Source organism: Telluria sp. ZT3P26, assembly GCF_059686035.1.
Genome location: NZ_JCASII010000003.1, coordinates 489322 through 504574, shown reverse-complemented (window position 1 = coordinate 504574; position 15253 = coordinate 489322). Strand labels below are relative to the sequence as shown.

The 15253-nt window shown below is 62.2% G+C and carries 10 protein-coding genes; 4 read left to right on the top strand and 6 right to left on the bottom strand.

Going from position 1 to position 15253, the window contains the following annotated elements; all coding sequences use genetic code 11:
- Positions 1-601: 601 nt before the first annotated feature.
- Positions 602-1555 (bottom strand): helix-turn-helix transcriptional regulator, encoded by a 954-nt coding sequence (locus tag AC56LN_RS12935; RefSeq protein WP_499572223.1) that lies wholly within the window; start codon positions 1553-1555, stop codon positions 602-604.
- A 207-nt stretch (positions 1556-1762) separates the two neighbouring features.
- On the opposite strand from AC56LN_RS12935, the gene AC56LN_RS12930 reads away from it, so the two are divergent.
- Positions 1763-2743: a hypothetical protein gene (locus AC56LN_RS12930; RefSeq protein ID WP_499572221.1), complete on the top strand. Its 981-nt coding sequence runs from the start codon at positions 1763-1765 to the stop codon at positions 2741-2743.
- A 92-nt stretch (positions 2744-2835) separates the two neighbouring features.
- Here AC56LN_RS12930 and zwf read toward each other — a convergent pair whose 3' ends face one another.
- From zwf to AC56LN_RS12905, 5 genes are all read right to left on the bottom strand, one after another.
- Positions 2836-4302 (bottom strand): glucose-6-phosphate dehydrogenase, encoded by a 1467-nt coding sequence (gene zwf / locus AC56LN_RS12925; RefSeq protein ID WP_482898934.1) that lies wholly within the window; start codon positions 4300-4302, stop codon positions 2836-2838.
- A 306-nt stretch (positions 4303-4608) separates the two neighbouring features.
- Entirely contained in the window at positions 4609-7554 is a 2946-nt protein-coding gene (locus tag AC56LN_RS12920) for a TonB-dependent receptor (protein WP_499572219.1), read from the bottom strand.
- A 157-nt stretch (positions 7555-7711) separates the two neighbouring features.
- Positions 7712-9559, bottom strand: a complete 1848-nt coding sequence (locus tag AC56LN_RS12915) for a glycoside hydrolase family 28 protein (RefSeq protein WP_499572218.1) — start codon at positions 9557-9559, stop codon at positions 7712-7714.
- A gap of 2 nt (positions 9560-9561) precedes the next feature.
- A complete protein-coding gene (locus AC56LN_RS12910) occupies positions 9562-10770 on the bottom strand; it encodes a DUF4861 family protein (RefSeq protein WP_499572216.1) in 1209 nt (402 codons plus the stop codon).
- A 15-nt stretch (positions 10771-10785) separates the two neighbouring features.
- Entirely contained in the window at positions 10786-12183 is a 1398-nt protein-coding gene (locus AC56LN_RS12905; protein WP_499572214.1) for a glycoside hydrolase family 88/105 protein, read from the bottom strand.
- A gap of 199 nt (positions 12184-12382) precedes the next feature.
- Here AC56LN_RS12905 and AC56LN_RS12900 point away from each other — a divergent pair, with 199 nt between their 5' ends.
- From AC56LN_RS12900 to AC56LN_RS12890, 3 genes are all read left to right on the top strand, one after another.
- Positions 12383-13207 (top strand): NAD-dependent epimerase/dehydratase family protein, encoded by an 825-nt coding sequence (locus tag AC56LN_RS12900; protein ID WP_482898929.1) that lies wholly within the window; start codon positions 12383-12385, stop codon positions 13205-13207.
- Between the two features lie 17 nt (positions 13208-13224).
- A complete protein-coding gene (locus AC56LN_RS12895) occupies positions 13225-14100 on the top strand; it encodes an aldose 1-epimerase (RefSeq protein ID WP_499572212.1) in 876 nt (291 codons plus the stop codon).
- A gap of 401 nt (positions 14101-14501) precedes the next feature.
- The gene (locus tag AC56LN_RS12890) at positions 14502-14927 is read left to right on the top strand and encodes a GNAT family N-acetyltransferase (protein WP_499572210.1); all 426 of its coding nucleotides are present in this window, start codon (positions 14502-14504) and stop codon (positions 14925-14927) included.
- Positions 14928-15253 lie beyond the last annotated feature (326 nt).

The following is a 15253-nucleotide window of genomic DNA, read 5'->3' as shown; positions in this document are numbered from 1 at the left end:
TGGTAAGCCTTTGTCGATCAGCAGTTCACATATGTGGGTCAACAGCGCCGTCCAGTAACGCCCAGACCAAGCCGGCGCTTGATCGCTCAGCCAAGTCCGTCAGCACCTGCAGCAGTTCGAATTGGCTTGCCACTCAGTCGAGTTTCACATCGGAGCGTGTGGCAAATGTGCCGTAGTCTGATATATCAACTAGCAGTACCCCTGCATGCTTGCACTGTCCACCGATTCTTCGAGCTGCGCGGCACGACCGGCAGTGCGCTCTCGTCGCCGATTAGCAAAAAGCGGCTCAGTCTTCAGCGCCAAGATCATCGAGCCATGCGGCCACCTGATTATGGCGACTTACCGAACGTGCCGTTACGAGTCCATTCAGCTGTCCCTCTGTGGATTTGTGCGTCGACTCCATGTCGATCTCGCGGGCTGCACTGTCGAAGTCTGAGCCGTTTTGATTAATTCACGCAACGGGCGACGTCATGATCCCTCTAAGGGAAGTGCAGGTCCGCGAAACCTTGGCAACTTATTAGCGCACGTCCGCCACAATTCGTAAATCGGCTCGCGCGCGCACCAGATATTGGGACGGCAGTTAATTCAACAGCGTTAGACCTTAATGCTGTTGCCTTACTAAATTTGCTAGTGAGGCCTTGTCATGCACATCCAGTTTTTGATAAATTCTTTGAAGAAAATTGCGCGCGGTGGTCGGTTCGATATGCAGCGTATTTGCGATACGCTTCGCCGACATTCCTTCTGCGTACAGGCACGCTACTTCGAGTTCCCTTGGGCTCAAGCGTCCTAATGTTGGACTGGGCGCGATGCGCAAAAAAAGTAATGTTCCCACCAACTTGCCGCCCGCCGCTAGATGCCGACCATTAAAGCGGGGCATATCTGGTTGTGCTATTGCTGATATGAGAGATTCTGGTAGCCGTGACTTGTGCCACCGTGGCCATTCCAATTCGATCAATTTCTGAGCCTCACGACTACAGTAATGGATCGCACCGTCTTGTTGGGCGATAAGCAGGTTACCACGTGCTGAGGGAAGTGGCTCGACCAAGCGCCGATTTAATCTGAGTGCTTCCTGAAGGTGGGGCATCAATACTTGCACTATATTCATATCGCGCAATTCAAATTGCGCATCCTGATTTTTCCGGTAGAAAGATAAGCCATCTGTATGGCCGGTGGCCGGATCGTCCAGCACCATCACCAGCCCGTTCTGATGGCCGTATCTTGTAGCATAGTCGCGAATGACAGCATGCTTAGGTTGCGCGAATAAGACTGGTGAATTGAATGACAGAGGTACGCCACGGTGCGCTAGCACATGGGGCAGCACGAGATCAGCATGCTGTATTTCTTCCCAGTCGCGCGCATTTTCAGGTGGAATATTAAACATCAAACAACCACTGACAACCGCAGTTTCTTCTGTAAGAAACGTACTCAGTAGACGCGCTGAGTCAAATTGCATCACGGCGTGCACAAGCGACATCATTGCTTCTGGGAATTCGTCAGGGGGCAAGTTGGCCGCAGCTCGATATATTTCCAAGAGTAATTCGCCGATAGCATACATATGAGTCTTTCCTTCTTGCTGAGGCAATCACACCTGATGAGTAAGTGTCTGAAAGTCTGTAATGCATCTGCATCATTTACGTATGCGCGCATGTCTGCGAAAGTTATCTTGATCCTAACGGCGTGAATGCATGATCGTCAATCAGCTTCTGGCATGACGCTGGCATGGAGCCGTCAGGCCCTTCAACCAATGACCGGAGTGATTAACATGGAACACGATATCTCGGAAGCAATAAATATGCAAACTGGCACTTTTCCTTTGGACGTACAGCACGCAATTTCCGCCGCCGGTACGCAAGGCGACCTGTTTTCAGTCAGCGGCGTACGCGCGTTCGCCGGCCAGATCCTAAAGACTGGCGTGCTTACCTTTCAACCAGATGCAAGATTGATCCTGAATGATTACAGTTACCCTTGGATTGCAATTGTCACAAACCAGCTTCAGTTCGTAGACACCAACAAAGACGCGGCGATCAGGTTGTCAATCGACTGGCAAGCAAAAGTACAGGAAACGCCCGCGCAGCCCGCACCCCAACCGAAGGGGCCCAAAGCTCCCATCACTCAGGATGGCGTGGCAGGCGTCCCTGGAACACCTGGACAAGAAGGTCTGCGCGGCGAGAATGCACCGCCCACGCCGCGACTGTACATTGTTTGCGGGAGTGTGGCTGATAAGCAAAGTAAGCCGATTCCAGCAGCATTGACACTGAGCGTGTTTGCGAACGGCTATTCCGGCGGCAATGGCGGCGCCGGCGGTACCGGTGGCAATGGCGGAAGCGGCGCGGATGGGGGCGATGGCGAAATGGGATCGATTTTGGAAGGCTGCAAGCACAGCGCAAGCAATGGTGGTCCCGGCAGTAGGGGTGGGCAGGGTGGTGCAGGAGGGCAGGGCGGGGATGCGGCGTCAGGCGCTGATGTGGTGTTAGTTGGAACTCAGGACGCCTTGACTGCGCTTTCTTACGCCGCATTCGAAACCCATGCTGGTATGGCTGGCCAAGGCGGATACTCCGGCGCTTCGGGGCTTTCCGGCGGCGGTGGAGCTCGTGGCGCTCACCCAGGTAGCTGCGGCGGTGGAGAGCCTGGTGCTACGCCCGTGACGCCGCCAACACCTCACGTCCAACAGTCTGGAGGTCACGAAGGGCGCGCAGGGATAATCACCAAGGTTATCGATAACGATGTGGCGCGCTTCTTCTGAATTAGAGCGCGCCATACCGGCTTCGGTGTCGACCGCTACCCACGGCTTGGACTACGTGTAAATTCTCAGTGATGTCGAATGCATCGCTGCTTTTACTCGACCCAGCCAAACCCGTCGCGCGCCAGCAGCGCGAACGACTCCGGCGGCCCCCAGGAGCCGGCTGCATACGCATGCGGCTTTTCGCCCAGCGTCTCCCAGCCATTGATGATCGGCTCGACCCATTCCCACGCGGCCTCGAGTTCATCCCGGCGCATGAAGTGCGTCAGGCGGCCGCGCACGACGTCGATCAGCAGGCGTTCATAGGCTTCGGCGCGGCGCTGCGCGAAGGCCGATTGCAGATCGAGATTCAGCGCGACCTGCTGCATCAGCATGCCGCTGCCTGGCTGCTTGGCAAAGATCTGCAGCTTGATGGCTTCTTCGGGCTGCAGCTCGATGACGAGGCGATTGGCCACGCCACCCGGCGTTTCGGGGAACAGCGGGAACGGCGGATTGGCGAATTCGATGACGATCTTCGACGAGCGGCGCGCCATGCGCTTGCCGGTACGCAGATAGAACGGCACCTTCGACCAGCGCCAGGTATCGATGTGGGCGCGCAGGGCGACGAAGGTCTCGGTGTGGCTGTCGGCCGGCACGTTGCTTTCTTCGTGATAGCCCTTGGCTTCCTGGTTGCCGCTCACGCCACGCGAATACTGGCCGCGCACGGTATCGCGCGCGATATCGGCCAGGCCCATGCGGCGCAGCGAGCGCAGCACCTTGAGCTTTTCGTCGCGCACGGCGTCCGGCGACAGCGACGTTGGCGGTTCCATCGCCACGATGCACAGCAGCTGCATCAGGTGGTTCTGCACCATGTCGCGCATCGCGCCGGCGCTGTCGTAGAAGCCCGCGCGGCTGCCCACGCCGACTTCCTCGGCCACCGTGATCTGCACGCTGGCGATGTTCGGCGCGCGCCACAGCGGTTCCAGGATCGAGTTCCCGAAGCGCAGCACCATCAGGTTCTGCACGGTCTCTTTGCCCAGGTAGTGGTCGATGCGGTAGATCTGGGATTCAGCGAAATGCTTGCCGACCGCCTCGTTGATTTCGACAGCCGAGGCCAGGTCGCGGCCCAGCGGTTTCTCGAGCACGACGCGCGCGTTGGCGTCGACCAGGCCGGTGGCGGCGAGCTTGTCGCAGATCATCGTGAACAGCGATGGCGCGGTAGCGAGATAGAACACGCGCTGGGCGCCATCGCGCGAGACGTCGCGCAGCGTGTCGAAGATGGGCGCTGCCGCGACGTCGACTTTCACGTAGACCAGCAGGTCCAGGAAACCGGCCCAGCTTTTCTCGTTGAAGTTGTCGCCGCTGATGAACGAGCGCGAATGCTCTTCGATGAAGGCGAGATAGGCGGCGCGGTCATAGTCCTGACGGCCGGTCGACAGGATGCGGGTCGATGCCGGCAGGTTGCCGTGCAGGTAGGCCATGTACAGGGCGGGCAGCAGCTTGCGCATGGCAAGGTCGCCCATCCCGCCGAAGATGGTCATGTCGAGGGGGAGGCCGTTATCAATCTCGGTCGAGGTGCTCATGGGTCTTTCGCTGGCAGGTTGGAGAAAATCGCGTGCGTCGCGGGCCGTAGATTGTAGCGTACCTGAAGCCATGGGATGCCCTGGCGTGCCGCTGTGGCATGCGGGACGCTGGCAACATCGGTAGGGTGGGCGGCTACGCCGCCCACGCGTTCAACGCACCGCGGCATGCCACGTTGCGACGTTGGTTTGGACGCGTGGGCGGGAAACCCGCCCACCCTACGGCATGCCACGGTGCGTTGAACGGGCGGGCGCGGACGAAAAAAAACCCGCGCAAGCGCGGGCCGAAGGACGCGAGGACGCGTTCGGTCAGAACTTGTAACGCAGCCCGAACAGGTATTCGCGGCCCGTCACGTTGTTGACGACAACGCTGTTGCGCGCCCGGCTGATGAACTGGTCGCTTTCTTCGTTGGTCAGGTTGACGCCTTCGAGCGTGAACTCGAGCTTGTCGTTGACCTTGTACGAGAACGACAGGTCGACGTTGAGCGTTTCGTTCTTGCCTTCGACGTCGTTGTTGTTCTGGCCCGGCACGCGGGTCACGAAGCCCGAACGCTGGGCGGCCGAGACACGCGCGCTGAACTTGCCGTCGTCATAGAACAGCGTGGCGTTCCATGCCTTCGGCGACAGGTTCAGCAGGTCGTCCGTGATGCGCGCGTCGCTGGTCGGCGAGACCAGGTATTCGATCTTCGACGAGACCCGGGTGTAGTTCAGCAGCGTGCCGAAGTTCTTGCCCCAGCCGGGCAGGAACGTGAACGGCTGCTGGTAGTTGATCTCGAAGCCTTTCAGCTTGCCGCCGTCGGTATTGACCGGGGTGGTCAGCGCAAACACTTCTTCACCCGTGAAGTTCGCCGGCAGCAGCGACAGCGGCAGGCCCGAATCGCGGAACGCCACGTTGGTGCGCAGGCTCTGGATGTAGGTGTCGATGTTCTTCTGGAACAGGCCCACGCCGACGAACGCCTTGTTCTTGAAGTAGTACTCGAAGCTGGTGTCGAAGGTCTTGGCGCGGAACGGCTTCAGGAACGGGTTGCCGGTGTTGATCGACAGGTTGCCGGTGGTCGCGATACTGCCACCCGGCGACAGGAAGCCCAGTTGCGGACGCGTCATGACCTTGGCGGCGCCGACGCGCACGATGAATTCGTCGGTGATGTTCGCAGCCAGGTTGAACGATGGCAGCGTGTCCTTGTAGTCGTGATCGACCGTGACGGCGGTGCCACCGCCGGCGGCCTGGTAGCCGGTCGTCGACAGGTCGGTCTTCACGTGGCGCACGCCGACGTTGCCGCGCACCGGGATATTCCACAGGTCGTAGCGGAACTCGCCCATCAGGTACAGGCCATCGCTTTTCTCGGTGACCGAGCGGTTGTTGCCGCGTGCATTGCCGTTCTCGATCGACGACAGCCGGAAGTCGCCCGGGCCGCCGGCAGGGCCGCTCTTGATGCAGTTGCAGTAGATGTCGTAGGCGGCGGCAATCGCCTGCAGGTTCGGCACGACCCAGCCGGTCGGATTCCCGGCGGGCAGGCCGAGGTTGCTGCCAAAGCCGGTCAGGTTGGACGTCAGCCCGCCGGAACCCGCTGGCGGCGCGAAGATCGTGTCGTTCTGGTTCACGCGCCGGAATTCGTAGGTGTCCGAGCTGTACTTCTTGCTGTTGACGCCACCCTTGATCGTGAAGATGTCACTGGCTTCCCACGCCAGATCGAACTGACCAACGTTGTTGACGTTGTCGGTGCCTTGCGGACGGGTACGGATTTCGCTCGTGGTCGTATTGGCGACCGTGGACGGCTGCGTGCCGCTGGCCACCTGTGGCACGCCGACCAGGCCCAGACGGTTGCCCATCGGGTCGAACGGATAGCCAATGACCGGACGGCGGTCGTCGTTGCGGAAGTCGAGCGTGTAGCCGTCGACGTTCAGCGCGTCGAGCGTGACCGTGGTCTGCACCGGATTGCGGAACTTCGAATTGGCGCGGCCATAGCGGGCGCTCATGCTCAGCGTGTCGGTGAGCTTATGTTCGAGCGTCAGCGTCGGCTGCGTGAAGGTGGTCTTCAGTTCATCGAAACGCTGCTCGGAGCGGATGTCGACGCCGTTGTATTTGCCGTACAGCAGGGAGCCGTTCGGCGCGTACTCGGCCTGCACCACGCTCATTTGCGGCTTGCCGCCCTGGCTGGCGCTGCGGCTGAACGAGGTCGCTTCCAGGAAGTCTTCCTGGCGCGTGGCGTCGAGCTTCGAATACAGCATGTCGAAGGTGAGCAGGGTGCCGCGCTGCGGGCGCCATTGCACCGACGCGGTCAGGCCCAGACGATCCTGGTCGTGGGTCAGGCGGCCATAACGTGGCAGGCGCGGATGGAAGTTGTCCGCGCTGCTGGCGGCGGCATAGGCAGCCTGGTTTGCCGGGGTGTTCGGCAGGCGCGCAACGCCCTGCGCGGCCGGGCCGCAGGTGGTCGCGGTGGAATTGGTGGGGTTGGCGGCGGCGCCTTGCGGTGCGCACCAGCCGCCCGACGACGGGCCGTTATCCCAGCGCACGGTGCTGAAACCGTCTTCCAGCACGCGCCGTTTCGAGAACGCGCCCGAGACCAGCACGCCGACCTTGCGGTCGAAGAAGGTGTCCGAAATCATGAAGGCCGCGCGCGGATCGGTCTTCTCCGAGCCGTCGTTGTACTTGCCCTTGAGGGCGACCGTGGCGTTGAAGCCTTTCAGGTCGAACGGACGCAGCGTCTGCAGGTCGACGGTGGCGCCGAGCGAGCCTTCGTCCACGTCGGCCGAGGAGCTCTTGCGCACGGTCAGGGCGCTGAACAGTTCAGATGCAAACACGTTGAAGTCAAAGCCACGGCCGCGGTTGGTGCCGCCCGAGCTGTCGGTGCCGCCCGTGGTGGCAAGACCTTCGATGCCGTTGATGCGCACACGCGTAAAGTCCTGGCCCAGGCCGCGCACCGTGATCGAACGGCCTTCACCTGCATCGCGGTCGATGACGACGCCCGGCACGCGCTGCAGCGATTCGGCCAGGTTCGTGTCGGGGAACTTGCCCATGTCTTCCGACTTGATGACGTCGACAATGCCGTTTTCCTGACGCTTGGCGTTCAGGGCGCTTTCGAGCGAGGCGCGCAGGCCCGTGACGACCACCGTTTGCGCTGCGCCGGTGCCGGTTGGTGTCGCGGCCACTTCCTGCGCGAACGCAGGGCCGAGCGACATGGCGGATACCGAGGCCGTGCCGAGCAGGCACAGGGTGAGTTTGCGCAGCGAGGCGCGGTGCGGGTGTTGGTTCATGCTGTCTCCATGCGTTTTTATCGGGGTGGACGCTGACGGGTCCACCGGCGCTGCATTTAATTATCTGGTCAGGCCAGTTTTTTGATTCTATGACACAACAAGCACTTTTGGTCAGGCCAATTAAAAAATATTTTCATTTGGCCTGACCTGTTGCGAGTCAGGTCTTTTTATGCAGCACCTGCTTGTACCGCTTGCCGCCGATGGTGACGTTGTCCAGCGTGATGTCCACGGCGTTGTGCACGAACCACGGTTGCGCGGTGTTGACGGGCGTGCCGAAATCCGAATCGCTGATGCGCACACGCGCGATCGGCGGTATCGCCGTGCCTGGCGCGCCGTTGAAGCTCGACGCCACGGGGCCGAGCAGGACGAATGCCTGGTAGCACGAGAACTGGCCTCTGCCCGAAGCGACATTCTTCGCGCGGACGTTGCGGATATCGATGTCCGATACCTGCGGCGGGCGATTGCGCATCGTGTCGTCGCCCGGCACGTAATCGCAATCGATCGTGACGATGGCGCCGGCGCTCGAGGCGACCGGTGTCTTGAGTTCACGCGCGCCGGCAAGGGGCTTGTACAGCCCGGGCTCGAGCGCCACGCCATTGGGGAGCGTCACGTCGCGCACGTAAAGGTGGCGCAGAAAACCGCCCCGGTTCATGTTCGTCTTGAGCCGGATCGCCGTATTCAGCGGATCGTCCTTCCAGTGCGTGTTGCGAAAATCGAGCTGCTGCGCGTAGACGTGTTCGATCCCGCCGGCCATCTCGCTGCCGAGCGTGACGCCGCCGTGGCCGCTGTTCATCACGCAGCGCTGGATGACGATATTGCGCGTCGCACCGTGCTGCGTGTCGCGGTTCTTGCCGGCCTTGATCGCGATGCAGTCGTCGCCATTGTTGAAGTGGCACTCGTCGACCAGTACGCCGTCGCAGGCTTCCGGGTCGAAGCCGTCGCTGTTCGGGCCCAGGCTTTCCATGTTCACGCGGCGGATCAACAGGTCCTTGCAATCGACCGGGTGGTGCAGCCAGAACGGCGCGGCATTGACCTGGTAACCCTGCAGCAGCACCTTGCTGCAGCCAATCAGCTCGATCATGCACGGGCGCAGGTAGTGGCCGTGCCCAAACACGCGCTGCTCGACCGGCACGCCGGCTTCGGACAGCGCCGGCAGGTAGCGCGAGTCGGTCTGCCAGCGGTTTCCCTCGCCCTGGATGCTCGCCTGCAGGGCCGCGTCGATGCCGGGAACGACGCGGTCGAGCGGGGCGTTGGCCGGGTTGGCGGCCACCTCGGTGCGGGTGCGTTTCGGTTCGCCCGGCTTGGTGCGGCCTTTCCAGTCCCACCAGCATTCGGGTTGCTGCGCAAAGCCCGGTTCGAACGGCACGCCGCCCTGGCCATTGAGGATGCTGGTCCAGTCCTCGCCCGTCAGCGCGATATTCTGCTGGTCGATCGCGTACACCATCGGCGAATAATTCAGGCAGTCGTTGCCCTGCCAGCGCGACAGCACCAGCTTGCCGTTGGCGCCGCAGTCATGCGCGCCGTGGCGCGCGAAGTGAGCGGGATTGGCCGAAAAATGCACACGCGCGCCGGCAGCCAGGTGCACGTGCACGTTCGAGCGCAGCACGATCGGCCCGGCGCAGTACCAGTCGCCTTTCGGGATCACGACGCGACCGCCGCCCTTGGCGTGGCAGGCAGCGATGGCCGCTGCGATGGCCGGATAGGCGTCGGGCGAGTCGGGCGCGGGCGTGTCAAGCACGCCATCGACGAGCGAGGCGACCTGGCCTTTCACCTGCACCATCGATGCCGGTCTGGCGCCGTAGGTGGTGACGTCGAAGTCTTCCTTGCGAAATACCAGCGGCGTGGCAAAGCGGGCGATGATGTCGTTGGCGCGTTGCCACGGGTCGGCTGGCGTGGCCGCTTTGCGGGCGGTGGCGGCGGGGGCAGCTGCGGTGACGCCGGAGAACAGCAGCGAGGCTGCCGGCACGGTGCGCAGCAGCGCGCGGCGTTTCGGGTGAAATGGCATTGTCAGTTTCCTTTGGTCGGTGCGATGGTCACGCGCACCGGGCTGGCGTCGCGCGCGGCGACGGCGGTCGCCTCGCGTTGCCACAGTTCGCGGCTGGTGATCTCGCCCGCGCGGCGCCAGGCTGCGCCGGCGTAGTAGCGCAGCGGCGTGCCCGGCGTGGCCCTGGCTACGATCAGCTCATTGAGCGCGTCCTGGGCGAAGCCTTCGGCCGTCGGCAGCACAACGGCCGTGCCGAATGCATCGTTGGTGGCCTGTTCGATCCACTGCAACAGCACCTTGCCGTCGCGGGTGGTGGCGATTTTCGGGGACTGGCCCTTGTCCGCCGGCGTCTTGTTCAGGCCCACGGCGACTGACAACGGGCCGTCGCCGCTGGCGGTAAAGGTGCTGTCGATGCGGTCGAACCATTGGCCGGCGTCGACAGTGAAGCGTTTGACTTCGCTGACCTGGCGCCCGCCAGCGTCCCACGGCGCGTAGTGCAGTTCGAATACGGTGCGGATCGGGCCATTGGCGAGGATCCTGAAGTTCGCGTAGTTCACGCCCGGGTACAAGGTCTCGCCGCTCCAGACGCCACTACCACCGGCGCCGCGCGACTTGCCGACGTTGTACATGTCCATGCCTTCGCCCTGGTCCTTGTGATAGTGATCGTGCCCCTTGTTGTACCAGCGGTCGACGATCGGATAATCGACGCGCTTGAACCAGATATCCAGGCCACTCGTCACCAGGACTTCCTTGACGACGCCGGGCGGCGCGGGTGCTGCCAGCGCCGGCCCGTAGGTGCGGTGCGCAACCTTGTCGTTCTCCCACGCGAAGTCGTCCAGCCGCTCGGGCACCTGGCGCGCGAACGTCTTGACCGGGAACGGCGGCGCAACGCCTTCGATGCGCTCGATGGTGAAGCCCGCGCTTTTCTCGCCGGCGGCAAAGCTGTGCTGGAACAGCAGCTCGCCGTAGGCGACGCCTTCGTTCTTCGGGTCCTTCGCCTGCGGCGCAATATTCGTCACCTGGTGCGGCAGCACCCGGCCACGCGCATCCTTTACCGCGATTTTTTGCACCATCGCGCCGGGGAGGGCGGCATTCACGTCCTTCCACGGGATCGCGATGGTTTCGGCGGGGCGGGCGATTGCCAGGTCCTGCTGGACAGTCACGCGGATGCCATCGGCATGGGCGTGCGCCAGCGGCGCGGCCAAGATGGCGGCGAGTACAAGTCGGTTCATGATGTCATTCCAGGATCAGTGGTGTTCGCGGTAGTCGGTCTGCCCACCCTTGGGCATGTAGTGGTAGGTACGCACCTTGTGCTGCACCTCGAACGCGGGGTTCGTCACCAGCCGGATGATCTCGGCGCCGGCCAGCAGCATCGGCCCGTAGCCGTGCAGCGCATCCACGCTGGTCGGGCGGTTGTAGTAATAGACCATGTCGCCCGCCAGCGTCGTACCAACGCACGTGCCTTCGACCTGGCCCAGCGCCGTGATGCGGGTCGACAGCGCGTTCCAGCCGGTTTGCGCGATCGAGCCGTAGGTGGTCGGGCTGACCCAGCCCTCGTTGACGGCATGCGCGAACACATACGTGAAGATGGCGCTGGCCGAGGTTTCCAGATACGAGTCGTTGCGGTCGATCATCTGGTGCCACAGGCCGCTGCCGCTTTGCAGTTCGGCGATGCCCTTGAGCGATGCGCGCAGCTGCGCCAGCACCTTCGGGTAGCCGGGATGGTCTTTCGGCAACACGTCGAGCAGGTCGGACATCGCCAGCACCGCCCAGCCATTGGCGCGCGCCCAGTAGAAGCGCGGCGCATCCGGGTGGTTCGCATGCCACCCGTGCGTATACAGGCCAAGCTGCGGATTGAACATGCGGCTCGACATGCCCATCACGTTATTCACCGCGTCGTCGAAATACGCGCGTTCGCCCGTCAGGCGGCCCATCTCGGCCAGCGCCGGGATGCTCATGTACATGTCGTCGGCCCACAGCGACACTTCCTGTGGGCGCTTGCGGGCCATCGTGCCATCGTCCAGCCGGAACTGGCGCTTGGCGACCCAGTCGCTGCAGGTGTCGATCATGGATTTGAGATCCGGCCCGACCTTGGCGGCGCGCGCGCGCATCAGGGCCGCGCACATCGAGCCGGCGTCGTCGAGCGAGCGCGGATCGAGAAAGCGCGAGAAGCTGTTGGCGCGTTCGAGCTTGAACTGCTGTTCCTGCGCGCGGAAATACGGTAGCGTCTCGCCAAAGAAGGCGAAGTGGCGTTTGGTCATCGCGGTGAAGCCGGGGTCCCTGGTGACCTGGGCCGCCTTGAGCAGGCCCGAATGGACCACGCCCATTTCGTACACCTGGATGCCGTAGTCGCCAGCGCTCTTTTCGAAGATGGCGTCGGCACTCGGTTTTTTCAGGTCCGTGATTGGCTGGCCTGTGCGCTTGCTGACGATGCGGGTCGGCGTCGCGCGGTCCATGAAGGCGCGGATCGCCTGTAACTGGGCGGTGACCTCGGCCACCACCGGTTTTTTATACGGGATCGGGTAGCTGCCTTCGCCGGCGTCGCCCAGGTTCGTGTTGTCAGTATTGCGGTATTGACCCTCGGCCAGCGCGGGCGAGGATACCAATGCGCAGCCCAGCAGGGCGGCAACGAAGTGCAGTTTCATTTGTCTCCAATCGGCATCGTGATATTCACTGTTGTATTACCTGTGTTCCGGAAGTGCAGGTAAAGCTCTTTTGGTCGGCTCATTCTAATTTGGTCTGACCAAAATCGCAAGCTGGACTAGCCACTTTTCGATGTTGTATGGCATACTTTCCCCGAGCAAGGTCGCGGCAGAATCTAACAGAACACATGAGGAGATGGGCATGACCCAAGCAGTACAGAAAGTCGGCAAGCCATTCAAACGCATCCTGTTGACCGGCGCGGCCGGCGGCCTGGGCAAGGTGCTGCGCGATCGCATCAAGCCCTGGGCCGACGTGGTGCGGCTGTCGGATGTCGTCGACATGGGCGAGGCCCGCGAAGGCGAAGAGATCGTCCAGTGCGACCTGGCCGACAAGGACGCAGTCATCAAGCTGCTCGAGGGCGTGGATGCGGTGCTGCACTTCGGCGGCGTCTCGACCGAAAAGCCGTTCGAGCCGATCATGCAGGCCAATATTCTTGGCGTGGCCAATCTGTACGAGGCGCTGCACAAGGCCGGCACGAAGCGCGTGATCTTCGCCAGCTCGAACCACGCGATCGGCTACCACCGCACGACCGAGATGCTCGATGCGAACTCGCCGACACGCCCGGACAGCTACTACGGCCTGTCGAAGGTGTTCGGCGAACAGATGTCGCGCTATTACTATGACCGCTTCGGCATCGAGACGGTCTGCGTGCGGATCGGCTCGAGCTTCCCGGAGCCGGCCAACAAGCGCATGATGAGCACCTATCTGTCGTATGACGACCTGACCGAGCTGCTGCGCTGCGCGCTGTTTGCGCCGCGCGTGGGCCACACGATCGTCTACGGCATGTCGGACAACGACAGCGTCTGGTGGGACAACCGCCTCGTCGCGCACTTGGGCTTCAAGCCGAAGGACAGCTCGCGCACCTTCGCGCACCTGTTCCCGGATTCGGCTGAATTTCCGGCGCCGGACGACGTGACGACGATCTACCAGGGCGGCAAGTTCCTGCTCGACGGCCCGCAATACTGATGCCGGCGGCGCGCCCCATGCTGCAACGCCTCTTCCTGCAGAACCACAGCCTGGCGGCCGTCATCGTGCCGCAGATCGGCGGCGGCCTCGCGCGCCTGGACTGGCTGCGCGGCGCGCAACCGGTGCCGCTGCTGCGTGGCCTGCCGCCCGATTTCACGGACATGCCGCAACCGGGCCAGCTGGCCTGTTTCCCGCTGGTGCCGTGGTCGAACCGGATCGCGCCATCGGGCTTCGAGTACGACGGCCAGCGGTATGTGCCGACGCCGAACCGCCCGGGCGAAAAGGTCGCCATTCATGGCGATGGCTGGCAGCAGGCGTGGGACGTGCAATCGCTGACGTTCGATTCGATCCTGCTGCGCCTGACGCGGCACGCGTTTGCGCCGCTCGCGTATGACGCCACGCTGCGCTACACGCTGGATGGCGACGCACTGATCGTGGAACTCACGGTGCGCAATGCCGGTGCCGTGGCGCTGCCATTCGGTCTTGGTCTGCATCCGTGGCTGCCCGACCCGGGCGGTGCGCAGCTGCAGGCGCGGGCCGATGCGGTCTGGTTGTCGGGGCCGGACAAGCTGCCGTCCAGCCGGCGCGCTGTGCCTGCGCACTGGGACTACCGCACGTTTGCGCCGCTGCCGAAGGAGGCCGTCGACAACGCGTTCGCCGGCTGGGATGGCGTGGCGCGTGTGCGCTGGCCGGAGCGGGGTGTTGGCTTGAACATCGAGGCGGCGATGGATTACTTCATCCTCTACGCGCCACCCGGCCGCGACTTCTTCTGTTTCGAGCCGGTTGATCATCCGATCAATGCCCACAATATGCCGGGCTATCCCGGTTTGACCGTGCTGGCGCCCGGCGCCAGTGTGAGCCGCTCGGTGATCTTCCGTGGCGAGTCGCTGTGACGCGCTGACCGCTGGCAATCTGGTTGTTGTTGGCGGTCGCCAGCGCTGCAACAGCGCGATCGCCCAGCGGTGCAACGCCAGGAGCGCGGACCGTACATTTGTCTCTGGGTATCCCGACATCCGTGTTCCCAGCAGCACGCCACCGGTGGTGGTGCGAGTGCGGGAGGACGTTGTCCAGGCGGGCAGGGGCGAATAGTCGCGGGCGATCGATCTGTAATATCTGCGACCGCGCCCCCGCGCGGTGGGTGGATTGGTTGCTGAATAGAGTGCGACTGAAATATATGAAAATAAACTGAGACCCAAAACAATGATGTTTGACACGGCGGGCTGAAGCGGACACGTGCTCGGGAACTTATGCTATCGGCCAAAACCGACCCACGTAATCCTCGGAGTTACCCGAGATGAAAATTCGTACGGCTGCGACTGAGGACCTGGAGCGTATCGTTCATTTGTTTGGACAGCTCGGATATTCAACTGAACCAGAGCAAGTAGAGAAACAGCTCCATGCACTGCGCTGCGGTTCCCTGGGACAGGCATTTGTAGCGGAGGATTGCCGCAGCATTGTCGGAGTCGCGATAGTGCACATCTTGAAGCCGTTACATGTCGACGGCTCATGGGCTTTACTATCTGCGTTGGTGGTCGATGACAAATGCAGGAGTTCGGGCGTAGGCGCGCACTTATTGACCGCTGCAGAGCAGTTTGCGATGCAGCACGGCTGTTCACAAATCGAATTGTCCAGCAGCACTGCGCGCATTCGAGCGCACATGTTCTATGAGCGAAACGGCTATGAAGAAAAGCGACTGCGTTTCGTTAAATTTTTGTTGTGACTCCGGCGTCCGGTTCGGGACGGTTCGGGACAGTTCAATCTGTCGCGGCCACAGCTGAATTTTCAGCCTGACAACTTGCAATGCTGGCCTGAACAGCTGGGTTCGGCCAAAAACGGACGTTGCAGCTGTCATTGTTCAGGTACATACGCTCAGGTATCGTGTTCACACTTCCGATCCAAACGTCACCATCGACTCAGGGATTTTATGTTCAACTTTTTCCATCCTAAGCCTGTCGTTGACGGCCGCGCGGTCGCAGTGATGGTTGTACAACAAAGGCATCAGCTCTGCAGGACAACCGCACGTTGATCGTGAAGACCCGAAATGCT

Coding starts and splice junctions, on each gene's coding strand:
- AC56LN_RS12930 (WP_499572221.1), top strand. CDS start 1,763: ATGGAACACGATATCTCGGAAGCAATAAATATGCAAACTGGCACTTTT.
- AC56LN_RS12905 (WP_499572214.1), bottom strand. CDS start 12,183: ATGAAACTGCACTTCGTTGCCGCCCTGCTGGGCTGCGCATTGGTATCC.
- AC56LN_RS12915 (WP_499572218.1), bottom strand. CDS start 9,559: ATGCCATTTCACCCGAAACGCCGCGCGCTGCTGCGCACCGTGCCGGCA.
- AC56LN_RS12895 (WP_499572212.1), top strand. CDS start 13,225: ATGCTGCAACGCCTCTTCCTGCAGAACCACAGCCTGGCGGCCGTCATC.
- AC56LN_RS12890 (WP_499572210.1), top strand. CDS start 14,502: ATGAAAATTCGTACGGCTGCGACTGAGGACCTGGAGCGTATCGTTCAT.
- AC56LN_RS12935 (WP_499572223.1), bottom strand. CDS start 1,555: ATGTATGCTATCGGCGAATTACTCTTGGAAATATATCGAGCTGCGGCC.
- AC56LN_RS12900 (WP_482898929.1), top strand. CDS start 12,383: ATGACCCAAGCAGTACAGAAAGTCGGCAAGCCATTCAAACGCATCCTG.
- AC56LN_RS12910 (WP_499572216.1), bottom strand. CDS start 10,770: ATGAACCGACTTGTACTCGCCGCCATCTTGGCCGCGCCGCTGGCGCAC.
- AC56LN_RS12920 (WP_499572219.1), bottom strand. CDS start 7,554: ATGAACCAACACCCGCACCGCGCCTCGCTGCGCAAACTCACCCTGTGC.
- zwf (WP_482898934.1), bottom strand. CDS start 4,302: ATGAGCACCTCGACCGAGATTGATAACGGCCTCCCCCTCGACATGACC.